Source organism: Streptomyces sp. NPDC037013, assembly GCF_055607265.1.
In genome coordinates this window covers 275523-300143 of sequence record NZ_JBVJRV010000008.1, presented here as the reverse complement: position 1 = coordinate 300143, position 24621 = coordinate 275523, and the positions used below count along the sequence as shown (strand labels likewise).

The 24621-nt window shown below is 71.8% G+C and carries 21 protein-coding genes and 1 tRNA gene; 3 read left to right on the top strand and 19 right to left on the bottom strand.

The genetic code is table 11. The annotated features are described in order from the left end of the window. Positions 1–43 precede the first annotated feature (43 nt). The 11 genes from yajC to pgsA form a co-directional block, all read right to left on the bottom strand. Complete coding sequence (gene yajC, locus ACZ7DY_RS29775; RefSeq protein WP_471140542.1) at positions 44–505, bottom strand: preprotein translocase subunit YajC; 462 nt, start codon at positions 503–505, stop codon at positions 44–46. A 197-nt stretch (positions 506–702) separates the two neighbouring features. Next, positions 703–1776 (bottom strand): Holliday junction branch migration DNA helicase RuvB, encoded by a 1074-nt coding sequence (gene ruvB / locus ACZ7DY_RS29770; protein WP_471140540.1) that lies wholly within the window; start codon positions 1774–1776, stop codon positions 703–705. 57 nt (positions 1777–1833) lie between these two features. Next, positions 1834–2445 (bottom strand): Holliday junction branch migration protein RuvA, encoded by a 612-nt coding sequence (gene ruvA / locus ACZ7DY_RS29765; RefSeq protein ID WP_471140539.1) that lies wholly within the window; start codon positions 2443–2445, stop codon positions 1834–1836. Beyond that, positions 2442–3038, bottom strand: coding sequence for a crossover junction endodeoxyribonuclease RuvC (gene ruvC / locus ACZ7DY_RS29760; RefSeq protein WP_471140912.1), 597 nt, complete (start codon positions 3036–3038; stop codon positions 2442–2444). The genes ruvA and ruvC overlap by 4 nt, the downstream gene beginning before the upstream one ends. Positions 3039–3161: 123 nt before the next feature. Then, positions 3162–3914, bottom strand: a complete 753-nt coding sequence (locus ACZ7DY_RS29755; RefSeq protein ID WP_362999325.1) for a YebC/PmpR family DNA-binding transcriptional regulator — start codon at positions 3912–3914, stop codon at positions 3162–3164. Positions 3915–4005: 91 nt separating this feature from the next. After that, a complete protein-coding gene (pdxT, locus tag ACZ7DY_RS29750; protein ID WP_471140536.1) occupies positions 4006–4611 on the bottom strand; it encodes a pyridoxal 5'-phosphate synthase glutaminase subunit PdxT in 606 nt (201 codons plus the stop codon). Continuing rightward, positions 4611–5525, bottom strand: a complete 915-nt coding sequence (gene pdxS, locus ACZ7DY_RS29745; RefSeq protein WP_471140534.1) for a pyridoxal 5'-phosphate synthase lyase subunit PdxS — start codon at positions 5523–5525, stop codon at positions 4611–4613. Before pdxS ends, pdxT begins: the two co-directional genes overlap by 1 nt. A 154-nt stretch (positions 5526–5679) precedes the next feature. Next, positions 5680–6225, bottom strand: coding sequence for a LemA family protein (locus tag ACZ7DY_RS29740; RefSeq protein WP_361726639.1), 546 nt, complete (start codon positions 6223–6225; stop codon positions 5680–5682). Between the two features lie 171 nt (positions 6226–6396). Next, entirely contained in the window at positions 6397–7560 is a 1164-nt protein-coding gene (locus ACZ7DY_RS29735) for a glycosyltransferase family 4 protein (RefSeq protein WP_471140531.1), read from the bottom strand. Next, positions 7557–8477, bottom strand: coding sequence for a phosphatidylinositol mannoside acyltransferase (locus ACZ7DY_RS29730; protein WP_471140529.1), 921 nt, complete (start codon positions 8475–8477; stop codon positions 7557–7559). The genes ACZ7DY_RS29735 and ACZ7DY_RS29730 overlap by 4 nt, the downstream gene beginning before the upstream one ends. Beyond that, positions 8474–9145 carry a phosphatidylinositol phosphate synthase gene (gene pgsA, locus ACZ7DY_RS29725; protein WP_471140527.1) on the bottom strand — a complete coding sequence of 224 codons (672 nt, stop codon included), beginning with the start codon at positions 9143–9145 and terminating at the stop codon, positions 8474–8476. Before pgsA ends, ACZ7DY_RS29730 begins: the two co-directional genes overlap by 4 nt. A gap of 259 nt (positions 9146–9404) precedes the next feature. Here pgsA and ACZ7DY_RS29720 point away from each other — a divergent pair, with 259 nt between their 5' ends. Both ACZ7DY_RS29720 and ACZ7DY_RS29715 read left to right on the top strand, forming a co-directional pair. Further along, positions 9405–11612: an elongation factor G-like protein EF-G2 gene (locus ACZ7DY_RS29720; RefSeq protein ID WP_471140524.1), complete on the top strand. Its 2208-nt coding sequence runs from the start codon at positions 9405–9407 to the stop codon at positions 11610–11612. Between the two features lie 180 nt (positions 11613–11792). After that, positions 11793–13460, top strand: a complete 1668-nt coding sequence (locus tag ACZ7DY_RS29715) for a hypothetical protein (RefSeq protein ID WP_471140911.1) — start codon at positions 11793–11795, stop codon at positions 13458–13460. Positions 13461–13518: 58 nt separating this feature from the next. On the opposite strand, the gene ACZ7DY_RS29710 is transcribed toward ACZ7DY_RS29715, so the two are convergent. The 6 genes from ACZ7DY_RS29710 to ACZ7DY_RS29685 form a co-directional block, all read right to left on the bottom strand. Continuing rightward, positions 13519–16707, bottom strand: coding sequence for a M20/M25/M40 family metallo-hydrolase (locus tag ACZ7DY_RS29710; RefSeq protein ID WP_471140521.1), 3189 nt, complete (start codon positions 16705–16707; stop codon positions 13519–13521). Positions 16708–16929: 222 nt separating this feature from the next. Beyond that, entirely contained in the window at positions 16930–18351 is a 1422-nt protein-coding gene (locus tag ACZ7DY_RS29705; RefSeq protein ID WP_471140519.1) for a helix-turn-helix domain-containing protein, read from the bottom strand. A 116-nt stretch (positions 18352–18467) separates the two neighbouring features. Then, on the bottom strand, positions 18468–19028 hold the full coding sequence (locus ACZ7DY_RS29700; RefSeq protein ID WP_471140517.1) for an HIT family protein: 561 nt from the start codon (positions 19026–19028) through the stop codon (positions 18468–18470). Positions 19029–19165: 137 nt separating this feature from the next. After that, a complete protein-coding gene (gene thrS, locus ACZ7DY_RS29695) occupies positions 19166–21145 on the bottom strand; it encodes a threonine--tRNA ligase (RefSeq protein ID WP_471140514.1) in 1980 nt (659 codons plus the stop codon). Positions 21146–21278: 133 nt separating this feature from the next. Then, entirely contained in the window at positions 21279–22505 is a 1227-nt protein-coding gene (locus tag ACZ7DY_RS29690; RefSeq protein ID WP_471140512.1) for a hypothetical protein, read from the bottom strand. Continuing rightward, positions 22505–23071, bottom strand: coding sequence for a DUF4365 domain-containing protein (locus tag ACZ7DY_RS29685; RefSeq protein ID WP_471140509.1), 567 nt, complete (start codon positions 23069–23071; stop codon positions 22505–22507). The genes ACZ7DY_RS29690 and ACZ7DY_RS29685 overlap by 1 nt, the downstream gene beginning before the upstream one ends. 167 nt (positions 23072–23238) lie before the next feature. Here ACZ7DY_RS29685 and ACZ7DY_RS29680 point away from each other — a divergent pair, with 167 nt between their 5' ends. Continuing rightward, entirely contained in the window at positions 23239–23964 is a 726-nt protein-coding gene (locus ACZ7DY_RS29680) for an exonuclease domain-containing protein (RefSeq protein WP_471140506.1), read from the top strand. A 61-nt stretch (positions 23965–24025) separates the two neighbouring features. On the opposite strand, the gene ACZ7DY_RS29675 is transcribed toward ACZ7DY_RS29680, so the two are convergent. Then, a tRNA-Val gene (locus tag ACZ7DY_RS29675) sits at positions 24026–24097 on the bottom strand. Positions 24098–24136: 39 nt separating this feature from the next. Continuing rightward, positions 24137–24583 (bottom strand): SRPBCC family protein, encoded by a 447-nt coding sequence (locus tag ACZ7DY_RS29670; RefSeq protein WP_471140505.1) that lies wholly within the window; start codon positions 24581–24583, stop codon positions 24137–24139. Positions 24584–24621 lie beyond the last annotated feature (38 nt).

The following is a 24621-nucleotide window of genomic DNA, read 5'->3' as shown; positions in this document are numbered from 1 at the left end:
CCCGTGGTGCGCGAGCGGCGCACCCCACGGGCCCCGGGCGTGACTACTTCGCGTCGGACTCGCCGTCGGTCTTCTTCGGCTCCGCGTCGTCGGCCCCGGCGGCCGCGTCCTTCTTGCCGAGGTCGATGGGCGAGTCGTCGGAAGCGTCGGCGGGCTCGTCGGTCTCGGTCAGGGAAGAGGCGTCGTCCGGGACGACGGGGGTGTCCTCTTTCAGGTCGTCCTCGGTGCCGTGCACGATGCGGTTGTACTCGTCGTCCTCCAGGACGGCGCCGATCGAGTTCTTCGCGTAAACCGCGTGGACACCGGGGGCCACCTCAAGGAGGACGGCTTCGTCGTGAACCTCCTTGACGGTGGCGTACATGCCCCCGATCGTGCGGACGCCGGTGCCGGGATGCATCTCGTTACGCATCTGCGCGGCGGCCTGCTGCTTCTTCTTGGCAGACCGGGTCATCAGGAACATGGCCCCGATGAGCACGATGAACGGGAGGAGGGTCACGATATTCACGGGACGGAGTTTCCTTCGCACGACCGCGCAGGTAAGCGGCCATTGGGATGGGGGTGGGTACGCCACCCGCAAGGGCGGCATCGGCGGAGTCTAAGCGAGTCCGCACCTAACGAACAACGCTCAGCATCGCACCGCAGTTCCTCGGGGGTCGACTATCCGCGCCGTTGAGCTTCGGTCACGGTCCCGCCACGGCGATGTCAGGTCCCGAACAGATCCTGCTGGCCCTTTCCGCCCGTACGGGCCGGGGGTACGAGGCCGAGGTGCGCCCAGGCCGCGGGCGTGGCGACGCGGCCCCGGGGGGTGCGGGCTAGCAGTCCCTCCCGTACCAGGAAGGGCTCCGCCACCTCCTCGACCGTCTCGCGCTCCTCCCCCACGGCGACCGCGAGCGTCGACAGGCCGACGGGGCCGCCGCCGAACAGCTTGAGCAGCGCCTCAAGGACGGCCCGGTCGAGGCGGTCGAGGCCACGCTCGTCCACCTCGTAGACCGCGAGGGCGGCGCCGGCGATCTCCCTGGTGATCGAGCCGTCGGCCTTGACCTGGGCGTAGTCCCGGACGCGGCGCAGCAGGCGGTTGGCGATACGGGGCGTGCCGCGGGAGCGGCCGGCGATCTCGGCGGCGCCGTGCGGGTCGATCTCCACGTCCAGCAGGTGCGCGGAGCGGTGGACGACGCGCTCCAGCTCGGCCGGCTCGTAGAACTCCATGTGGGCGGTGAAGCCGAAGCGGTCACGCAGCGGCGGGGGCAGCAGGCCCGCGCGGGTGGTGGCGCCGACGAGGGTGAAGGGCGGCAGTTCGAGGGGGATGGCGGTGGCGCCGGGGCCCTTGCCGACGATGACGTCGACGCGGAAGTCCTCCATGGCCATGTAGAGCATCTCCTCGGCGGGCCGCGACATCCGGTGGATCTCGTCGAGGAAGAGGACCTCGCCCTCCTGGAGGGAGGAGAGGATCGCGGCGAGGTCGCCGGCGTGCTGGATGGCGGGGCCGCTGGTGATGCGGATCGGAGCGCCCATCTCGGCGGCGATGATCATCGAGAGGGTCGTCTTGCCGAGGCCGGGGGCTCCGGAGAGCAGCACGTGCTCGGCGGTGGCGCCGCGCGCGCGGGCCGCGCGCAGGACGAGGTCGAGCTGCTCGCGGACCTTCTCCTGGCCGATGAACTCGCCCAGGTCCTTGGGGCGCAGGGCGGCCTCGACCGCCTGGTCCTCGCCGTCGGCGGAGGCACCGACGAGCCGGTCGGCCGCCGCGGCGGCGTCGTCGGTCGTGTCGTCCCAGTTCATGCGGTGTGCCTCGCGATGCGGTTCTAGGGGTGGCCGGCGGGTGCGTGCGGAAGGGGTCTATCGGGTGCGGTTCAGGGTCTGGAGTGCGGCCTTGAGGAGCCGGCCGACCTGCGGGGTGCCCTCGGTGGCCTCGGCCTGCGGGGTGACGGCGGCGACGGCCTCGTCGGCCTCGCGCGTGGCGTACCCGAGGCCGATGAGCGCGGCGTGCAGCTGCTCGCGCCAGCCGGAGGTGACGGGGGTGCCGATGGCGGGGCCGCCGGTGCCGAGGGGCTCGCCGAGGCGGTCCTTGTACTCCAGCAGGAGCTTCTGGGCGCCCTTCTTGCCGATGCCGGGCACCGCGGTGAGCGCCTTCTCGTCGCCGGTGGAGACCGCGCGGCGCAGGGCGTCGGGGCTGTGCACGGCGAGCATGGCCTGGGCCAGGCGCGGGCCCACGCCGCTCGCGGTCTGAAGCAGCTCGAAGGTCTGGCGCTCGTCGTCGTCCGCGAAGCCGTACAGAGTGAGGGAGTCCTCGCGTACGACGAGGGAGGTGGCGAGCTTGGCCTGCTGGCCGACGCGGAGGGTGGAGAGGGTGTTCGGCGTGCACTGGACGGCCATGCCGATGCCGCCGACCTCTACCACCGCGGTGTCGGGGGCGAGGGCGGCTACGGGGCCGCTGACGAAGGCGATCATGCGGTACGGCCTTTCTGTGCTGTGGGGACCGGCTGTGCCGTCGATGTGGTTCTCGCGGCGTGCGCGGCCGCAGCCTGCTGGAGTCGGTTCTGCGCGACGGCCTGCTGGAGCCGGTTCTGCGCGGGGGCGCGCCAGATGTGGCAGATGGCGAGCGCGAGGGCGTCCGCCGCGTCGGCCGGTTTGGGCGGCGCGTCGAGCCGCAGGAGGCGGGTGACCATCGCGCCGACCTGGGCCTTGCCGGCGCGGCCGCTGCCGGTGACGGCGGCCTTGACCTCGCTGGGGGTGTGCAGGACGACGGGGATGCCGCGCCGCGACGCGCAGAGCATGGCGACGGCGCTGGCCTGGGCGGTGCCCATGACCGTGCGCACATTGTGCTGGCTGAACACCCGCTCCACGGCGAGGACTTCGGGGCTGTGCTCGTCGAGCCACTGCTCGATGCCCTGCTCGATGGCGACGAGGCGGTGGCCCAACTCCGCGTCGGCCGGCGTCCGGACGACCCCGACGCCGCGCATGGTCAGGGGGCGTCCCGCGACCCCGTCGACGACCCCCACACCGCACCGGGTCAGACCCGGGTCGACTCCCAGCACCCGCACGACCGCCCCCACTTCTTCGCTCACCTGTTTGTGCAGGCTATCGGCTCGCACTGACAACGCGACGGGCCGACGGGGGCGTGTCCCCGTCGGCCCGTCGGCACAGCCGTGCGTCATACGCGCCGGTCAGGCGTCCACCTTCGCCATGACCTCGTCGGAGACGTCGAAGTTGGCGAAGACGTTCTGCACGTCGTCGCTGTCCTCGAGCGCGTCGATCAGCTTGAAGATCTTCCGGGCGCCGTCCTCGTCCAGCTCGACCTGCATGGTCGGGACGAAGTTGGCGTCGGCCGAGTCGTAGTCGATGCCGGCCTCCTGGAGCGCGGTGCGGACCGCGACCAGGTCGGTGGCCTCGCTGAGCACCTCGAAGGTCTCACCGAGGTCGTTGACCTCTTCGGCGCCGGCGTCCAGGACGGCACCGAGGACGTCGTCCTCGGAGAGCTCGCCCTTGGGGACGATGACGACGCCCTTGCGGTTGAAGAGGTACGAGACGGAGCCCGGGTCGGCCATCGAGCCGCCGTTGCGGGTCATGGCGACGCGCACGTCGGAGGCGGCGCGGTTGCGGTTGTCGGTGAGGCACTCGATGAGTACCGCGACGCCGTTCGGGCCGTAACCCTCGTACATGATCGTCTCGTAGTCGGCGCCACCGGCCTCCAGGCCGGCGCCGCGCTTGACGGCCGAGTCGATGTTCTTGTTCGGCACCGAGCTCTTCTTCGCCTTCTGGATGGCGTCGAAGAGGGTCGGGTTACCCGACACGTCGGCGCCGCCCGTGCGGGCCGCCACCTCGATGTTCTTGATCATCTTCGCGAAGAGCTTGCCGCGCTTGGCGTCGATCACGGCCTTCTTGTGCTTCGTCGTAGCCCATTTAGAGTGGCCGGACATCTGCCTGTCTCCTTCGCGTTACCCAACAACCAGTACGAACTCTCCCAGACCTTAGAGCAGGCTCTCGGCCCCGGGGGGATCCCCGGAGATCCTACAAGGATCCCGCGCGCGGGTTCCCCCGCGCCATCTCCACGAACAGCGCGTGGACGCGATGGTCACCCGTCAGTTCGGGGTGGAACGACGTGGCGAGCGCGTTGCCCTGGCGGACGGCGACGATGTGGCCGTCGTGCTCGGCGAGCACCTCGACCCGGGCGCCGACCGACTCGACCCAGGGCGCCCTGATGAAGACGCCCTCCACGGGGTCGCCCCCGACGCCGCGGACCTCGACGGCCGCCTCGAAGGACTCGTTCTGCCGTCCGAAGGCGTTGCGGCGCACGATCATGTCGATGCCGCCCACCGTCTCCTGGCCCGAGCGCGGGTCGAGGATCTTGTCGGCGAGCATGATCATGCCCGCGCAGCTGCCGTAGACCGGCATGCCGTCGCGCACGCGTGCGCGGAGGGGCTCCATCAGGCCGAAGAGGGTGGCCAGCTTGGAGATGGTGGTGGACTCGCCGCCCGGGATGACCAGGCCGTCGACCTCGGCGAGCTCCTCGGGGCGCCGGACCGGCCTGGCCACGGCGTCCGCCGAGGCCAGGGCGATCAGGTGCTCCCGTACGTCCCCCTGAAGGGCGAGGACGCCGACTACGGGAGTGGTCATCACCAGCCCCGGTTCGCGTAGCGCTCGGTCTCCGGCAGGGTGTCGCAGTTGATGCCGACCATGGCCTCGCCGAGGTTGCGGGAGGCGTCCGCGATGATCTTCGGGTCGTCGTAGAAGGTGGTGGCCTTCACGATGGCGGCGGCGCGCGCGGCCGGGTCGCCGGACTTGAAGATGCCGGAGCCGACGAAGACGCCCTCGGCGCCGAGCTGGCGCATCAGGGCGGCGTCGGCCGGGGTGGCGACGCCACCGGCGGAGAAGAGCACGACCGGCAGCTTGCCCAGCTCGGCGGTCTCCTTGACCAGCTCGTACGGGGCGCGCAGCTCCTTGGCGGCGGCGTACAGCTCGTTGTTGTCGAAGCCGCGCAGCCTGGCGATCTCGTTCTTGATCTGGCGCAGGTGGCGGACGGCCTCGACGACGTTGCCGGTGCCGGCCTCACCCTTGGAGCGGATCATGGCCGCGCCCTCGGCGATGCGGCGCAGGGCCTCGCCCAGGTTGGTGGCGCCACAGACGAACGGCGTGGTGAACGCGAACTTGTCGCTGTGGTTGACCTCGTCGGCCGGGGTGAGGACCTCGGACTCGTCGATGTAGTCGACGCCGAGGGACTGCAGGACCTGGGCCTCGACGAAGTGGCCGATGCGGGACTTGGCCATGACCGGGATGGAGACGGCCTCGATGATCTCTTCGATCATGTTCGGGTCGGACATCCGGGCCACGCCGCCGTCCTTACGGATGTCGGCGGGCACCCGCTCCAGCGCCATGACGGCCACCGCGCCGGCGTCCTCGGCTATCTTCGCCTGCTCGGCGTTGACGACGTCCATGATCACGCCGCCCTTGAGCTGCTCGGCCATGCCGCGCTTCACGCGCGCGGTGCCGGTCTCGGGCGTCTGGTTGCTGCTGGCAGGGGTGCTGGACACGGAGTTGACCTCACTCGCTGAAGAGGATTTCTACAGCTCCGAGGAAACGCCCGGCCACCAGGCCACAGCAAGGGCCAATGGATGACCGGTGGCTCATTTTTCCGGGACGTGCCAGGTCAGGGCCGCCCCGGGCCCCCAGCCCGCACCCGGGCCGCTAGGCGGTCGCCCGGTCGGCCAGCGCCACCGGCGGCTCGTCGTCCATCTCGAAGGCCAGCGGGAAGGGCGCGTGCCCGGCCAGCCGGAACCAGCGGACCGTGCGGTGGCGGCGCAGCGCGCGGGCGGCACGGACCGCGTCGTTGTGGAAGCGCCGGGCCATCGGCACCCGGCGTACGGCCGCCGCGAGTTCGGTGGCCGCCTCGTCGCCGCCCGGCGCCTCCCGCACCGCCTCGACCTGCTGGACCTCGCCGAAGATCGCCCGCAGGGCCTGGCTGAGCTCGCTCTCGGCGACCTCGCGCTGCTCCTCCTCCGCCTGCCGGGCCGCGTGCGCCGCCTCGTAGAGCACGATCGAGGCGGCGGGGTCGAGGACTCCGGAGGTGGCCAGCTCCTGGGCGACCGAGGCGCGGCGCAGCAGCTGTGCGTCGAGTGCGGCGCGGGCCGCGTCGATGCGCGCGTGCAGCCGGTCGAGGCGGCCCGCCGTCCAGCTCAGGTAGAGGCCGATCGCAAAGAGGGCTACCGCGATCCAGATCAATGTGGAGGTCACGGGCGGCAAGGCTACCTCCGGGCGGCGGCGCCGCGGACCGGGCCCGCGGCCGGGCTACCCGCCCGGCGCCCCAGGGGCTCGCCACGGCCCCCACCCTGTGGCACCGCGCGCTCAACCTCGAACGCCGGACGGACTCGTCCTCGAACGCCGGACAGGCCCAATGGCCCCCGCTCAGCCCTTCTGCGCCAGGCCGAATCTCGCCCGCAGGCCCACCCGTTCGTCCTCCGCCACCGATGCCGCGCCGTCCGTGACCGTCTCGTAGACGGCGAGGATGTCCGCGCCGACCGTCGACCAGTCGAAGCGGCGCACGTGCGCCGTGCCGCGCTCGCGCAGGCCCTGACGGCGCTCGGGGTCGGCGAGCAGGCGGACCGCGGACTTCGCCAGGGACTCCGCGTCCTCGTTGGTGAAGAGGTCGCCGGCCGCGCCCTGGTCGAGGACCTGGGCGAAGGCGTCCAGGTCGCTGGCGAGCACGGGCGCGCCCGCGGACATCGCCTCGACCAGGATGATGCCGAAGCTCTCGCCGCCGGTGTTCGGCGCGACGTACAGGTCGACGCTGCGCAGCAGCCGCGCCTTGTCCTCGTCGCTGACCATGCCGAGGAACTCCACGCGGGAGCGGAGCTCGGCCGGCAGGGAGGCGACCGCCTCCTCCTCGTCGCCGCGGCCCGCGACCAGCAGCCGGGCGTCCGGGCGCTCGGCGAAGATCTGCGGGAGCGCCTTCATCAGCACCGGCAGGCCCTTGCGGGGCTCGTCGATGCGTCCGATGAAGCCGATCGTCTCCCCCTGCCATTCCGGCTTCGGCTCGGCGCGGGCGAAGAAGTCGACGTCGACGCCGTTCGGGATGACGACCGCGTCGCCGCCGAGGTGCTCGACGAGCGTGCGGCGCGCGTACTCGCTCACGGCGATGCGGGCGCTGATCTTCTCCAGGGCCGGCTGCAGGATCGGATACGCGGCGATCATCGCCCGCGAGCGCGGGTTGGACGTGTGGAACGTGGCGACGATGGGGCCCTGCGCGGCCCAGCAGCTGAGCAGCCCCAGCGAGGGCGAGGCCGGCTCGTGGATGTGGATGACGTCGAAGGTGCCCTCGTGCAGCCAGCGGCGGACCCGCGCGGCCGACAGGAAGCCGAAGTTGAGCCGGGCCACCGAGCCGTTGTACGGCACGGGGACGGCCCGGCCCGCCGAGACGACGTACGACGGGAGGGGGGTCTCGTCGTCGGCCGGGGCGAGGACGGAGACCTCGTGCCCGAGGCGGATGAGGTGCTCCGCCAGATCGCGGATGTGGAACTGGACGCCGCCCGGCACGTCCCACGAGTACGGGCAGACGATGCCGATCTTCACGAGGGTTCCCCCGGCCGGGCCGCGTCGGGGCGGGGCTCCAGGTCGTCGAGCCACAGACGCTGCAGCATGTGCCAGTCCTCCGGGTGGTCGGCGATACCGGTGGCGAAGGCGTCGGCCAGCGCCTGCGTCATGACAGACGTCTTCTCGGCCCTGGTACCTGTCTCGGGGACGTCGACGGGCGGGTGCACGCGGCCCTTCATGACGGGCGTGCCGTCGTACCAGAGGGTGACGGGCAGCAGGAGCGCCCCGGTCTGCTGGGCGAGCATCGCCGGGCCCGCGGGCATCCGGGCGGTGTCCCCGAAGAACTTCACCTCGACGCCGGAGGCCGAGAGGTCGCGGTCGGCGACGAGGCAGACCAGGCCGCCGGCGCGCAGCCGCCTGGCCAGCGTGCCGAAGGCGGAGCCGCCCGTGTGCGGCAGCACCTCCATGCCGAGGCTCTCGCGGTAGGCGACGAAGCGGTCGTACAGCGTCTCGGGCTTGAGGCGCTCGGCGACCGTCGTGAACGGCGTCTCCAGCTTGGTGGTGACCCAGGCGCCCGCGAGGTCCCAGTTGCCCAGGTGCGGCAGGGCGAGGACGACGCCCTTGCCGGCGGCGAGGCCGTCGGTGAGGTGGTGGACGTCCTTGACGTCGAAGCCCCGCGCGATGCGCTCCCTGCTCCAGGACGGCAGCCGGAAGGACTCCATCCAGTAGCGCAGGTAGGAGCGCATGCCCGCCTTGGAGAGCTCGGCGAGCCGCTGCGGGCTCGCGTCGGGCACCACGCGCGCAAGGTTGGACTCCAGACGCAGCACGCCCTTGCCGCGGCGCTTCCAGACCGTGTCGGCGATGGTCCTGCCCAGCCGTTCGGCGACCGGCTCGGGAAGTTTCCTGACGGTGCTCCAGCCGAGCCCGTACAGCGCGTCGGTGAGTCGGTCCTTCACTGTGCGGCCTCACTCTCCTGGGTTCCCGCGGCCGCCGCGGCGTCGGCCTCCTCGGACTCCTTGCGCACGGTCACGACTCGCTGGACGAGGGTGACCATGCTGCCGACCGCGACGATCCACAGGGCGATGGGCAGCAGGACCTGGATGCCGGGGACGCCGAACTTGTGCAGCCCCGCGAGGCCCGCGGCGACCAGCGAGATCACCAGCCGCTCGGCGCGCTCCACCAGGCCGTTGACGGCGACGGGCAGGCCGATGGCCTCGCCGCGCGCCTTCGTGTACGAGACGACCTGGCCGCTCGCCAGGCAGAAGATGGAGACGGCGCAGAGGATGTTGTCGTCGCCGGAACCGGCGTACCACAGGGCGAGGCCGCCGAAGATCGCGCTGTCGGCGACCCGGTCGAGCGTGGAGTCCAGGAAGGCGCCCCAGCGGCTCGAGCGGCCGAGCTGGCGGGCCATGTTGCCGTCGACCAGGTCCGAGAAGACGAACAGCGTGATGACGATCGTGCCCCAGAAGAACTCTCCCCGGGGGAAGAAGACCAGCGCTCCCGCCACCACACCGGCCGTGCCGATGAAGGTGACCGCGTCGGGGCTGACCCCGCGGCGGATGAGAAACGCGGCGAACGGCGTGAGGACACGCGTGAAGAATGCACGCGCGTACTTGTTCAGCATGGCCTTCCCGAGGGTTCGGTGCGCCGCGCGGCCCCGTTGGCCACCGGCTGGCCCATCGTAGCCACGCCCTTGACGGACCGGCTCGCCCCCTCACGATCGCGTACGACGTATGGACGCAGAGTGACCCGGGTGGAAAGCTCGAAAGCATGACGGGCGCCGCCGGAGCCGCCCCGCACTGGGCCCCGCGTGTCCGCGAGCAGCCAGCATCCCCGAGGGGGCTTCAGGCTCCTCACCGTGCACGTAACCGGGAGGCCAAGGCATGGGCGACAAGGCGAACGCACACCCCGGAGCCGCCGGCAGGGCGGCATCGGCCGACCACCCCGCGTCCATACGGAATGTGGTGCTGGTCGGCCACAGTGGTTCCGGCAAGACGACCCTGGTGGAGGCCCTCGCGCTGACCGCGGGGGCGGTGAACCGGGCGGGACGGGTGGAGGACGGCACCGCCGTCTCCGACTACGACGAGATCGAACACCGGCAGCAACGCTCGGTGCAGCTGTCCCTGGTCCCCGTGGAGTGGGACGGCTTCAAGATCAACCTACTGGACACTCCGGGATACGCCGACTTCGTCGGCGAGCTGAGGGCCGGTCTGCGCGCCGCGGACGCGGCCCTCTTCGTCGTCTCGGCCGCGGAGGGCCACGAGGGCATCACCGGCTCGACCCGCATGGTGTGGGAGGAGTGCGCGGCGGTCGGCATGCCGCGGGCCATCGTCATCACCCACCTGGAGTCGGCCCGCGCCGACTTCGCGGAGATGACCCGCACCTGCGCGCGGGCGTTCGGCGCCGACGACCCCGACGCCGTACTGCCGCTGTATCTGCCGCTCCACGGAGAGCAGGGGCCGGACGGACACGCCCCAGTGACCGGACTGATCGGGCTGCTCTCGCAGCGGGTGTTCGACTACGCGTCCGGAGAGCGCAAGGGGTCCGAGCCGGGCGGCGAGCAGCTGCCGCTGATCGAGGAGGCGCGCAACAAACTGATCGAGGGGATCATCGCCGAGAGCGAGGACGAGTCCCTCATGGACCGCTATCTCGGCGGCGAGGAGATCGATTTCGAGACACTCGTGGAGGACCTGGAGCGGGCCGTCGCGCGCGGCATCTTCCATCCGGTGCTGGCCGCGGCGCCCGCCGCCGAGGGCGCGCGCCAGGGCATCGGCACGGTCGAGCTCCTCGAACTGATCACGGGCGGCTTCCCCACCCCGCTCGAACACCCGGCCCCCGCGGTGACCACGCCGGACGGCCGCCCGCGGCCCGCCCTGACCTGCGACCCGGCGGGCCCCCTTGCGGCCGAGGTGGTGAAGACCGCCTCCGACCCGTACGTGGGCCGGATCTCGCTCGTCCGCGTCTTCTCCGGCACCCTGCGGCCCGACGCCACCGTCCATGTCTCCGGGCACGGCCTGGCCGACCGCGGCCACGAGGACCACGACGTCGACGAGCGCATCGGCGCCCTCTCCGCCCCCTTCGGCAAACAGCAGCGCCCCCTCGACAAGTGCGTCGCGGGCGATCTGGCCTGTGTGGCCAAACTGAACCGCGCAGAGACCGGCGACACCCTCTCCGCCAAGGACGACCCGCTCCTGATGGAGCCCTGGGACATGCCCGACCCGCTGCTGCCGCTCGCCATCCAGGCGCACAGCAAGGCCGACGAGGACAAGCTCTCTCAGGGGCTCTCGCGGCTCGTCGCCGAGGACCCGACGATGCGGCTCGAACAGAACCAGGACACGCATCAGGTGGTGCTGTGGTGCCTGGGCGAGGCGCATGCCGACGTCGCCCTGGAGCGGCTGCGCAGCCGGTACGGCGTGCAGGTCGACGTGGTGGCGCACAAGGTCTCCCTCCGGGAGACGTTCGCGGGCAGGTCCGTCGGGCGGGGCCGCCACGTGAAGCAGTCCGGCGGCCACGGCCAGTACGCGATCTGCGAGATCGAGGTCGAACCGCTGCCCGGCGGCAGCGGCATCGAGTTCGTCGACAAGGTGGTCGGCGGCGCGGTCCCGCGGCAGTTCATCCCGTCCGTGGAGAAGGGCGTGCGCGCCCAGGCGGCCAAGGGCGTCGCCGCCGGGTACGCGCTCATCGACGTGCGCGTCACGCTCCTCGACGGCAAGGCGCACTCGGTGGACTCCTCCGACGCCGCGTTCCAGACGGCGGGCGCGCTCGCGCTGCGCGAGGCCGCGGCGGGCGCCGGGATCCATCTGCTCGAACCGGTCGTGGAGGTGCGGGTGCTGGTCGGCGACGACCACGTCGGCGCGGTGATGAGCGACCTGTCGGGCCGCCGCGGCCGGGTGGTCGGCACCGAGCAGGCCCCCGGCGGGCGCACCCTGGTGCGGGCCGAGGTCCCCGAGATCGAGATCGGCAGGTACGCGGTAGACCTGCGCTCCCTCTCGCAGGGCACCGCGCGCTTCAGCCGTACGTACGCGCGCCACGAGCCGATGCCCGCGCACCTCTCCGAGAAGATCCGCGAACAGGCCGGGGGCACCGGGTAGTTGCGGGGCCCGCGCGTGCCGTCCGCCCGCCCCTCGCGGGTGGGCGGCACGCGGCCGCCCCCTGACGGATGTCGGTGCTCCCCGATACGCTGATGACCTGATCAACAGATGCGCCGGACGGCAACAGGTGTGCCGGACAAGGAAGTCGGGAAGAGCCGCAGCAGCGAAGGCGTCGCGGCGATGGGGGCGGCAGTGGCGGACGATGTATTCGACTTCAGGCCCGGGGCCCAGGTCCCGCTCTCGGGCACCGCTGGGCAGACGGCGGCGACGCAGGCCCTGGCCTCCGCCGCGTACCGCGACGGCGATGTCGAGGGCATCCTCGCGGCCAACACCGAGTGGCACAAGTCCGAGGTGAGGCCGGGCCTCTGGTCGCTCTTCAAGCCCAACCTCGGCGAGGCCTTCGCGCGCACGGTGCAGGTGCGGATGCTGGGCGGCGGCCGCAAGCCGCTGATCCAGTCGTTCGGGACGGAGCCGCAGGTCGTCGTCGAGCACTGCCTCGCGGCGAGCCGGATCCGCAAGGAGCGCGACAGCTGGCTGACGGCCGTGATGGTCCTGTGCGGCCTGCTGTTCCTGCCGGGCCTGCTCGTCTGGCTGCTGGTCTTCACCATCAGGCGGGCGGTCGCCAAGAGCGAGGACAAGCGCGCGGGCGCGCTCGCCACGACGGTCCTCGTCGCCGTGGGCGTGCTGGCCGCCGTAGCCCTCCTGAAGCTGCCGTTCGGCGGCTTCTGGGCCTGGTATCTGCGCGCGGCGATCGTGCTGCCCGTGGTGGGCTGGTTCTGGGCCAAGCAGATCGCCGAGCGCACCGCCAGGGACCTGCGCGAGCGCTGGGCGAGCCTGCTCGCGGGCGGCGGCATCGGCGCCAAGATCCCCGAGGCGGTGCCCGGCAGCCCCGGCGAGACGGCCGCCGAGCGGCTCCGCCAGGGCCTGGCCCGGCTCTCCGCCGAGCAGCAGAGCAACTCCGTGTTCTACGCGGGACCCAAGGGCATATTGGGCATGGGCACGCGCTGGGGCAGCTGGCAGCTGGCCGAGGAGCTGGTGCCGGCCGACCCGGACAAGGAGATCCACCCCTTCCGCAGCTGGGACGTCATACGCGCGGTGCACGACCAGCTGCGCATGCTGGAGCGTGGCCCGCTGCACACCGGCGGCTTCCCCACCCCGGACATAAAGCACTGGATCGTCTCCCCCATCGGGGAGAACGCCAAGGCGGTGGCCCGGCCCACCGGCACGGACGTCGAGGCCTTCCAGATCCGCGGCCACGAGATACAGCGCATCTGCAACGAACAGCAGTTCGGCAGCGGCAACCGCCACTACCTCGGTGTGCAGTTCACCCTCTGGGACGGCCAGTTGGTCATCACCATGCTGATCACGGTGACCGTGCTGCACGAGACGCTGCGCATCGAGGTCACGGGCCACGCCCTCGGCCCGGTGCACTCGCTCTTCACCACCAAGCCCGAGCCCAAGACGAAGACGGTCGCCAAGCCGATCAAGTTCTGGGAGACCACCGACCGAAATCTGCCGCTGATCGACGCGGACGAGGTGGTGCGCCTCGCCGTGCGCGCCCCCTTCACCTGGTATCCCCCGCTCCTCGACTACCTCGGCGGCAGGCTGGTGCTGCCCGAGCCCTTCGGCCTGCGGCACGCCTGGGCGGACAAGCCCTGGCGCCACCGCTTCATGGCCGACGACGCGCTGCGCGCCGCCACGCCGGTCCTGCGCGTGGTGCACTCGGCCGCGATCAAGGTCCTCGAGGAGAACGGCGTGAACACCGAGAAGTTCGGCGCCCGTTCCGGCTTCCTCAGCGGCGCGATCCAGGACCCGATGCCGAGGAAGGCGGACGTGTACGACGCGTGACGAGAGGGCGGCGGGCCAGGAGCGGCCCACCACCCTCGGTGTACGTCACCTCAGGCGGTCAGATGCGCTGCCACAGGGCGGGGACGTTCGGGGGCTCCCAGCCCGGGTAGGCGGTGTGGCCCTGGATGCAGCGGTAGCGGACGCCCTCGTAGCTCACCACGTCCCCCGCCGCGTAGGTGGCCCCCAGCTGCCAGGTGGTCTCGCCGCCGCCCGGCACGGTGAGGGTGTACGTGGTGGTGTGGCTGACCTGCCCGTTGCCGGTGAAGGTCAGGGTGTAGGTGCCGGCGGCCGTGCCCGCCGCGACCTCGACGGCGGCCGTCGCGGAGTCGCCCGAGAGCACCGACTCCGGACTGATGGAGACGCTCACCCCGGCCGGGGCCCCCGAGGCCGTCAGCGCCACCTTCTGCGCCGAGCCACTGGTCGTGGCGGTGGCGAGGGTCACCTTCGCGGAGGAACCGGGCTCGACCGTGCCCGAGGCCGGGTCGGCGGAGAGGGAGAAGTCGTCCGTCGGGGCCGGCTTGTCGCCGACGGCCGTCTTCCAGACCGCGTACGCGAGCCCGTCCGAGCTGCGGTCCAGCGCGGTGGAGCTGACGTTGGCGGTCGTGTCACAGGCGGAGTGGTAGCACGAGTCGTACGCACGGCCCGCGGTGCCGCCCCACTTCGCCGCCTCCGCCGCGGACTTCGTGTCCGAGGCGCCGGTGGCATACCCGGAGGTCGGGACGCCGACCCGCTGGAAGGACGCGTCGTCCGAGCGTCCCTGTCCCTCGACGTTCTCCTGGGGCGCGAGGTTGAGGGAGGTCCAGTAGTCCCGCAGCGGGACGGAGGCCGCGGAGTTCAGGTTGTTGATGAAGTACCCGGCGTTCGACGAGCCCACCATGTCGAAGTTGTAGTACGCCTTGATCTTGGCGCGTTCCGCGGCCGGGAGCGAAGCGGCGTAGTAGTCCGAGCCGTTCAGGCCCTGCTCCTCGTCGGTCCACCAGGCGAAGCGGACGCGGTTCTTCATGGTGGGGTTGTTCTGCGCCAGGGTCAGCGCGGTCTCCAGGATCGCGGCGGAGCCCGATCCGTTGTCGTTGATGCCGGGACCCGCCGCCACGCTGTCGAGGTGCGCGCCGAACATGTAGACGTTGCCGGCGTCGCCCTGCGGCCACTCGGCGATCAGGTTGTTGCCCGCGCCGGCGGAGCAGCCGGAGGCGCAGCTCTGCTCGGTCACCTTGTAACCGGCGGCCTCCAGCTTGCCCTTCACGTACGAGAGGGAGGCCCGGTAACCGGCGCCGGTGGACCGGCGGTTGCCGCCGTTCTGCGAGGCGATGGTGTTGAACTGCGTCAGGTGCGCCCGCACCTTCTCCACGTCGATGTCCGGCGGCGGCGTCGGGTTGCCGCCCCCGCCCACGGTCAGCGTGTACTGGGCGGTGTGCGTCTTGGTGCCCGCGGTGCCCGTGACGGTGATCGGATAGGTGCCGGGCGTGGTGGAGGCCGCCGTGGTGATCTTCATGGTGGCGTTGGAGCCGGAGGTGACGGTGGCGGGGGTGAACGAGACGCCGACGCCCGTCGGCGCGCCCGCCGCGGTCAGCGTGATCTGCTGGGCGCTGCCGGTGACGGTCGTGGTGCTGACCGTGGCGGTGGTCGACGCGCCCGCGTCGACCTGGCCCGAGGCCGGGCTGAGCCCGAGGGAGAAGTCGTTCTGCTGCCCCTCGCAGGTCGGGTCGCCGCTCTGGGCCGGGATGCTGATGGCGTCCCAGGCGGCCTTGGTGGCGTTGAACAGGTCGCAGCTCGCGTCGAGGTTCTTCGCCGAGGTGAGCGTGGCGGTGCGGTAGCGCTTGTACGTCATGCCGCTGGTCTTGAGCAGCATGGCGCCGTAGAAGACCTTGCCGGCGTTCTTGACGCCCACCCCGGTCACCTGGCGGTTGTTGCAGGTGGGGCTGGATGGCTTGCCGCCGCCGGGGTTGGAACCCTCGGCGAGCAGGTAGAACCAGTGGTTCAGGGGCCCGGCCGCCTTGTGCTCCTCGGTGTTCGGGATCGAGGCGGAGTAGCAGTTCGGGTCGTTGTTGACCCGGCTCGGGTCGTACATGTTCCGGATCGGGCCGCGCCCCTGGAGGTTGATCATTTCGCCGACGGTGTAGTCGGGGGTGTCGTAGGGGGCGGGTTCGTTGATGTACGCCTCGGTCAGGGCGCCCATGATGTCGCCGGTGGCCTCGCCGAGGCCGCTCTCGTGGTTCGCGCCGCCCGGCGTGTTGGAGTCAAGGCCGTGGCCGAACTCGTGGGCGACGACGTCCACTCCGGCGATCCACTCGTTGGCGCTGTTGTGGCCGATGGTGACGGAGGAGCCGTCCCAGTAGGCGTTCAGCTCGTTCAGGCCCACGCTCACCGGCCAGCTGCCGCCGTTGCCGTTGTGCCCGTTGCGGCCGAACCACTCCTTGAGCATGTTCGACTGTTTCTGGGCGGCGAACATGACGTCGACGCAGCCGGTCTCGCGGCTGGTGGGGTTGCCGGTGCCCCAGTCGTCGGTCGCCTTGGTGAACACGCCGCCCTGGTAGCTGGAGCACTGCAGCCCCGGCCGGGTGGTGTCGCGCAGCACGTAGTTGCTGCCGGACCGCGAGGTGTCGATGGTCAGCGGGTCGGGGCCGTTCCACTTGCTGTGGCCGCTGCCCGAGCGCACGTCGTCGAAGGTGTCGACGACCTTGCCGGTGCGGGCGTCGACGAAGACGTGCAACTTGCTGGGGTCGCCGGCCCGGGTCCGGCCGGTCAGCTCGGTCTCCCAGGCGAGGGTCGGCACGTCCTTGCGGATCCGGACCACCAGGCGCCTGGAGTCGACCTTCTTGACCGTGGCCAGCTTCTTGCGGCTCGTCCTGACCGCCTGGGCCGCGGTCACCTTCGCCTTGGTGCCGACCGAGATCTTCGCGTCCGTCGCGGACCGGACGGCCCGGACCCTGCCCTTGCCGTCGGCGAGGACCACGGAGTCCCCGCCGACCACGGGCAGCCCGCGGTAGGTGCGTTCGTACGCGACCGAGTACAGGCCCTTGGTCCAGGGGGTGACCTGCCGGCGGTCGTACTGTTCCTCGGGTCCTGTGGCGAGTGAGTCGAGGCCGCTGCGCACCGCCTTGTCGGCGGCTGCGACGGCCTTCGCCAGGGGATCGGGTTTCTCGGCGGAGGGCGCGGTCTGCGCCGCCGAGGCGAGGGAGGCCGGTACCGTCACCCCCGCCAGTGCCAGGGCCAGGGTTATCCCGGCCGCTGCGGATCGTCTGAGCATCACGGCTCCTTGTGAGAGGTGTTGAGGCTCGCCTTGGCCAGGGGGGAGCACGTGTGCGTCAGGCCGTGCGGGCGTGCCCGCTGCCCCACTTCCGGTCTGGCGGTGACATGACATCCTCGTGGCTGGCGGAACCCTCACACCGGCCCGGCCCCCGGTCAATGGATTCCGGCCCTCCGGCGCACCCTGTCAAGAACTGGCAAGCCCGACGCGTCCTGTCCCCCCTCACGGCGACGCCCCCCGCACCCGCTCCCGGTACTCCCTGACCTCCGGCAGATCCCCCCACCGCCCGGCGAGCCGGCCGTGCAGCCCGCGCAGCTCGACGGAGATCATCAACTCGCGCGCGCCCACCGCCTCTTCCAGGACCGGCCGCGCCAGAGTGACCGCCGCGACCGGATCACCGGCGCACGCCCAGCTGTCCGCGAGGCGCAGCGTGAGCAGCAGGCGCGTGGCGTGCATCGCGGGCGGCAGCAGCGCATACGACCGCGCGGTGGCCTCGACCGCACGGCGGGCCACCCCCCGGTCCCCCGTCACCACCGCGAGATCGCGCAGCGCCCCGCCGATCGCCGACTCCAGACGCAGCACGCCCTCCGCGCCCGAGAGCCAGGGCGCCTCCAGACGGTCCCGGTCATCGAGCCGGGCGAACCTGCGCCGCGCCAGCGAGATGTGCCGCCGGCACGCGGCGGCGTCGTTGCCCAGCGCGTACGCCCGCGCCTGGTACAGATCGGCCAGCGTCGTCATCCAGCGCCGTTTGGCGTCCACCGCCCCGATGGCCTCCGCGTACCCGAGCGCCGACGCCGCGTCCCCGTCGAGCCGGACGAGGGTGGACATGTCGCTGAGGAGGGTCGCCCGCGCCTCCGCGTCCCCCGCGGCCTCCGCCCAGCGCAGGCCGTGCCCGAACCAGGCCATGGCGACGCCGCTCTGCCCCCGCTCCATCCGCAGCCGCCCGGCGACCTGGGCGTACTGGGCGGCGAGACGCAGCTGGCCGTACGGCAGCCGGCCGCTCGCGTCGACGGCCTCGGCCCAGCGCGCCACCCCGCGCAGCAACCGTTCCACGGTGTCCCCGCAGCCATCGGTGACGTGCGCGAACGACTCACGGATCAGACAGGCCAGCACGGCGGTCAGGCCGTGCAGCAGCTCCTCCTCCGCGACCGCCGTCTCCCCGGCGCTCTCGTACGGCCCGACCGGCCCGGTCAGCAGCTCCGTCATCGCACCGCGCTCGGGCGTCGCGCAGCCCACCCAGCCGTGCAGCGGGCAGGCCAGCCCCTCGGCGGGCAGCCGCTCCGGCCACGGCCACAGGGCCGCGTCCGCGCCCGGGGCGTCGGCGCCGGGGGTGTCCGCCCCGGGAAGCGGTGAGAACAGCGTGGGCGCCGTCCTGTGCGGGCCGGGCGCGCGCGGCGGCGGAACCCGCGCGGCGAGGACGGCGGCGAGCCGCCCCCCGGCCCCCAGGGCGGCGTCGAGCCGGTCCACCAGGTCGAAGGGCGGCTCCCGCAGGCCGCCTTCGAGCCTGCTGATGAAGGTGTGGTGGTACCCCACCCGCCTGCCGAGCTGCACCTGGGTGAGACCTGCCCGCCGGCGATGAAAGCGCAACTGCCGGCCGAACTCCCCCCACCCGGGGTCGGCCGCACGCGACATGCCGACGGACATGTCCCCTCCCTGACCCGACTCTCTCTGAGGGCAGAGTGGCAGCCGAGGTGGGGACCTCCAACCCTCCTACCGCAGAGGGGGGTTGACGTTATGCAACGCCGTCACGGCCGTCGGCCCTACGGCGTGGGCCAGGCGTCCGCGAGCATCTTCCGGGTGTCGCCGAGGAGCTGCGGCAGCACCTTGGTGTGGCCGACGACCGGCATGAAGTTGGTGTCGCCGCCCCAGCGCGGGACGACGTGCTGGTGCAGGTGGGCGGCGATGCCCGCGCCCGCCACGGATCCCTGGTTCATGCCGATGTTGAAGCCGTGCGCGCCGGACGCGGCGCGCAGGGCCGTCATGGCCTGCTTGGTCAGCTCGCCCAGCTCGGCGGTCTCGGCCGCGGTGAGCTCGGTGTAGTCGGCGACGTGCCGGTAGGGCACGACCATCAGGTGGCCGCCGTTGTACGGGTAGAGGTTGAGCACCGCGTACACCTGCTCGCCGCGCGCGATCACCAGCCCGTCCTCGTCGGACTTGGCCGGGATGGAGCAGAACGGACAGCCGTCGTCGGCCCCTGGGCCCGTGGGCTTGTTCTCGCCCTGGATGTACGCCATCCGGTGGGGCGTCCACAGGCGCTGGAACGCGTCCTGCGTCCCGACTCCGATCTGCTGCTCCGGCTCACTCGTCATGGTGGTCAGCATATTCGCCCTGAGGGACATGACGAGGGGCGGCCCCCGCGGGGGCCGCCCCTCAAACCCCCGCTCGTGCGGGGACCACGGCACATTGGCCTTGTGCTGCTTCCGAATCTTCGGATCACCCCGCTCACGCGGGAACCACATCACACCTGCGCGCGACGCTCCACTACATCAACGAGCTTCGCGATCGCCTGGTCACGGGGAATCCCGTTCTCCTGGGAACCGTCCCGGTAACGGAAGGAGACCGAGCCGTTGCTCATGTCCTCGTCACCCGCGATGACCATGAAGGGCACCTTGCTGCGCTGAGCATTGCGGATCTTCTTCTGCATCCGGTCGGACGACGCGTCGACCTCGACCCGCAGCCCCTGGGCGCGCGCCTTCTCCGCGAACTCCTGGAGGTAGTCCACGTGCCCGTCGCCGATCGGGATGCCGACGGCCTGCACCGGCGCGAGCCACGCCGGGAAGGCGCCCGCGTAGTGCTCCAGGAGCACGCCGAAGAACCGCTCGATGGAGCCGAAGAGCGCGCGGTGGATCATGACGGGCTGCTGGCGCGAGCCGTCCGCGGCGGTGTACTCCAGGTTGAACCGCTTGGGCTGGTTGAAGTCGACCTGGATCGTCGACATCTGCCAGGAGCGGCCGATCGCGTCCTTGGCCTGCACGGAGATCTTCGGGCCGTAGTACGCGGCGCCGCCCGGGTCGGGCACCAGCGGCAGGTTCTGCTTCTCGGCGGCGAGCCGCAGCGCCTCGGTGGCCTCCGCCCAGTCCGCGTCCTCACCGATGAACTTGTCGGAGTCGTCGCGGGTGGACAGCTCCAGCTCGAACTCGGTCAGGCCGTAGTCGCGCAGCAGGTCGAGCACGAAGGTCAGGAGCGTGTCGAGCTCCTGCGGCATCTGCTCCTTGGTGCAGTAGATGTGCGAGTCGTCCTGGGTGAAGCCCCGCGAGCGGGTCAGGCCGTGCACGACGCCGGACTTCTCGTACCGGTACACGGTGCCGAACTCGAAGAGGCGCAGCGGCAGTTCGCGGTAGGAGCGGCCGCGCGACTTGAAGATGAGGTTGTGCATCGGGCAGTTCATCGCCTTGAGGCGGTAGTTCTGCTCGTCGAACTCGATGGGCGGGAACATGCCCTCCGCGTAGTGCGGCAGGTGGCCCGAGATCTCGAAGAGCTTCTCCTTCGAGATGTGCGGGGTGTTCACGAACTCGTAGCCGGAGACCTCGTGGCGGCGCCGCGAGTAGTCCTCCATCACCTTGCGGATCACGCCGCCCTTGGGGTGGAAGACCGCGAGGCCCGGGCCGAGCTCCTCGGGGAAGGAGAAGAGGTCGAGCTCGGAGCCGAGCTTGCGGTGGTCGCGCTTCTCGGCCTCGGCGAGGAACTCCAGGTACGCCTTCAGCTCGTCCTTCGACGGCCACGCGGTGCCGTAGATCCGCTGGAGCTGCGGGTTCTTCTCGCTGCCGCGCCAGTACGCGGCGGCGGAGCGCATCAGCTTGAAGGCGGGGATGACGCGGGTGGAGGGCAGGTGCGGGCCCCGGCAGAGGTCCTTCCAGCACAGGTCGCCGGTCTTGGCGTCGAGGTTGTCGTAGATGGTCAGCTCGCCGGCGCCCACCTCGGCGTCGGCGCCGTCGGCGGCCTGCGCGGCGTTGCCCTTGAGGCCGATGAGCTCCAGCTTGTACGGCTCGTCGGCGAGCTCGACGCGGGCGTCCTCGTCGGTGGTGACGCGGCGCGAGAACTTCTGGCCCCGCTTCTGGATCTCCTGCATCTTCTTCTCGATGCGCTTGAGGTCCTCGGGGGTGAAGGGCTCCTTGACGTCGAAGTCGTAGTAGAAGCCGTCCCGGATGGGCGGGCCGATGCCCAGCTTGGCCTCGGGGAAGAGCTCCTGCACGGCCTGCGCCATGACGTGCGCGGTCGAGTGGCGCAGGATGTTCAGGCCGTCCTCGGAGGAGATCTCGACGGGCTCGATCTCGTCGCCGTCGGCGACGGCGTACGCCAGGTCCTTCAGCTCGCCCGCGACACGGGCGGCGACGACGGTGCGCTCACCGGGGAAGAGCTCGGCGGCCGTAGTGCCCGTCGTCACCACGCGCTCTTCCCGCTCGGAATCGCGTTGGATGATCACACGGACGTCTGACACCGGTCTCTCCTACCTGAAAGGGGGTGCGCCGCTCTCTGTCACGCGTGCGCAAGGGGAATCGTACCGAGCCACGGCCCCCCGCCGCGAAACGGATCTCCCCTCCCCCGTGGCCGGGGCCGCCGGGGCTCTGCGCTCACTCCGCCCCGCAGGCCCCCTCGAAGAAGTCGAGGTTCTCCTGGAGCGACTTCATGAGCCGGTCGCGCTCGGCGTCGTCCACCTGGACGGGCACCACCCCGCTCGCCCCGGTGAGCCTGCGGAAACCGCCCCGGCTCTCCAGCCGCCCGTGCACCCTGATCGGCAGCCCGACCAGGTGTGCGTGGCCCGCGATGCGGTACGACTCCTCGTCCAGGGTCATCCGGACGTGCGGGACCTCCGCGCCCGCGATCACCCGGATCCGCACGGCTCCCTCCCCGCTGGGCGCCGACCGCCGCATCCGCACCACGGCCCCGGTGAGCCGCACCGGCACCGACGGCTCGTCGCGCAGATAGCGGGTGCCCGCCTCGCGCAGCACCGCCAGGTCGCCGGGCGAGAACTCGACCGGCTCGGCGCGGGCCGCGCACCCCTCGGGCGCCCCGGCGCCCGGCGCCCACTCCACCGCCACGCGCGCCCCCTCCGTGCCGCGCACCAGCGCGACGAGCGCCTCGGTCAGCTCGTGGCTGACACCCGCCTCGACGGCGCCGTCGAAGGCGTCCATGCCGCCGGTGGCGCGCCGGTAGTCGACGGCCTCCCGGGCGGCGTACAGCGCCTGGTGCAGCCGGACGGCGAGCGGTCTGCCGGTCAGGACGGGGACGAAGGCGGTGAGGCGCCGTCCGCCGGTGGCGGGCCCCACCAGGACGTCCTCCAGGGAGGCGGCGGCGGGGCGGCGGTGGCGGGCGCCGTAGTAGCCGGCCCGGCCGCGCGCGGCGAGCGCCCCGGCGAGCAGCATCTGCCGTGCGGCGGAGCGCAGCTGTTCCTCCGCCGGCCAGGTGGCGGTGTCGGCGGGTCCCGGCGGCACGTCGCGCCACCAGTGGATCTCGTCGCTGGGCACGGCGAGGCCGACGAGTACGTCGCGGGCGGCGGGCGAGGCGCTGCGGGAGAGGGCGACGAGGGCCTCGCCGATCAGGTCCTCGCAGTCGGGGAAGGCGCGGCTCTCGGGGACGAGCAGGCTGGTGCCCGTGGAGCCGGGGCCCGGGGGCGTCCAGCGGGCGTAGCGGCCGGGGGCTCCGCCGCGCCGCTGCCAGCCGTGGCGGGAGAGCAGCGCGCCGAGCACGGCGGGGTCGACCGTGGCGGGTTCGGGCGGCCGCGACCACTGGCCGGTGGCCGGGGCGGAGTGCGGGCGGACGGGCGGCACGGTGTCGTCGTGGTCGAAGGGGCGGTGCATCAGGGTCTCCCTCCCGTCCCGACGCGGGTCATGATCTCGCAGAGCGCGCGGTCGTCGAAGATCCGCGAGGTCGGGACGCGCACGGTGGTCCTGCGCCGGCCGGTCACGGGGTGCCCGGCGAGGTTGGTCCAGTAGCAGCAGTGCCGCAGGTCGAGCCGGTCGTGTCCGGCGCGCAGCCAGTCGTCCGGGGAGCGGGGCACCACCATCACGACCAGGATCTTGTGGACCGAGACGGGGGTGCGGGCGAGCTTCACCAGGTGTGCGTTGTCGAGCGTGAAGGAGAACGCGGGTCCGGCCGGGTTCGGCGGTATCTGGTACGTGCACTTGAGCTGGACCTTGATGGTGACCTCGTCGTCGACCGTGTGCCCGGGGGCGCTGTGGCTGACGTGCCAGTCGATGCCGTTGTCCGGGAAGGGCTGGGAGAGCGAGCAGCCCGCGGCCGCCGCGACGGCGTGCAGGTAGCCCACCTGGAGGGTCTCCATACAGGCGGTGGTGGCGAGTGTGCCGCGCGGCGGTGCGATCCGCTCGGGCAGCAGCCCACCCTGTTCGGGCTGCGCGAGCGCCATGTTCAACAAGCCTTCCGAACCCGGTGTTTCCCGCTCGGGGTGTCAATTCCAAGGCCCCGTACCTCTGTTGTCTCCGGGCCGCGTACAGCGCAAACGGCCCGGGTATCACCGGTGTGGGCAGGGGACCGAACGTCATCTGCCGTACGAGATCGAGGAGTTGCGTCACCATGACGTGCTGGTACGAGGGCCCCTTGGCCGCATTCGACACGGAGACCACGGGCGTCGACGTCGAGACCGACCGGATCGTGTCGGCCGCCGTCGTCGTCCAGCAGGGCGCGGGCACCCGGCCGCGCATCACCCGCTGGCTGGTGAACCCGGGCGTACCCGTGCCCGAGTCCGCTACGGCGATACACGGACTGACGGAGGATCATCTGCAGCGCACCGGCCGCTGGCCGTCGCCGGTGATGGAGGAGATAGCGCGCGATCTGGCCGAGCAGAGCGCGGCGGGCCGGCCGATCGTGGTGATGAACGCGCCGTTCGATCTGACCATCCTGGACCGGGAGTTGCGCAGGCACCGCGCCTCGTCGCTGAGCCGCTACATGGAGGGCTCGTCGCTCTGCGTGATCGACCCGCGGGTCCTGGACAAGCAGCTGGACCGCTACCGCAAGGGCCGCAGGACCCTTGCGGACCTGTGCGAGCAGTACGAGGTGGAGCTGTCGGACGCGCACGACGCGGCGGCGGACGCGCAGGCCGCCCTCGATGTCGTGCGTGCGGTGGGGCGGCGGTTCGCGGGGCGTCTGGAGCGCCTCTCGCCGGCCGAGCTGCACACCCTGCAGGCGGTCTGGCACGCGGCGCAGGCGCGCGGTCTGCAGGCATGGTTCGCGAAGAGCGGTTCGCCGGAGGCGGTGGACCCCGCGTGGCCGCTGCGTCCCGAACTCTCGGCGGCCGCCTGAGTGTCGGCGGCAGGGGCATGAAAAAACCGGTCCGTCTGCTGACGGACCGGCATTCTCCGGGTGGGCGATACTGGGTTCGAACCAGTGACCTCTTCGGTGTGAACGAAGCGCTCTCCCACTGAGCTAATCGCCCGGGAACGGACTGAACAATACAGGTCCGGGCGGCTTTCCTTCAAACCGCTGCCAGGCGGGCCGCGAGACCGCGCCGTCCGGCGCGCATCATCAGCGCGTGGTTGAGCAGGAAGAGCGGCCGTCCGGGGACGGCGAGGCGCCGCATCAGGCGTCTGCGGACGACGACCTCCTGGTCGTAGCGGGCCCGTGTCCCACCGGGCACGGCCGTGACGGTCCAGCGCGCCCACCCCTCCAGGTCCCCGCTCATCTCGATCTCCAGGAGCCCGGCCGCGGAGTCGCGGCACCGCTGTCGCGCGGTGACGACCAGGTCGTACGGGAGGAGGGACCGGAAGCGGGCGACGCCGCTGACGTCGTCGAGCGGGGTCACCTCGCGCACCTGCCGCCACCACAGCGGATACTCCTCGGCCCGTTCGAGGACCGCGAAGACGTCGGCGGGCGGGCCGGGCAGCTCCCAGACGCTGCGAAAGCGGTAGTGGCACCAGTCCATAGGGGCAGTCTGCCCCGGATCTGAGTACGTCCTGAGTA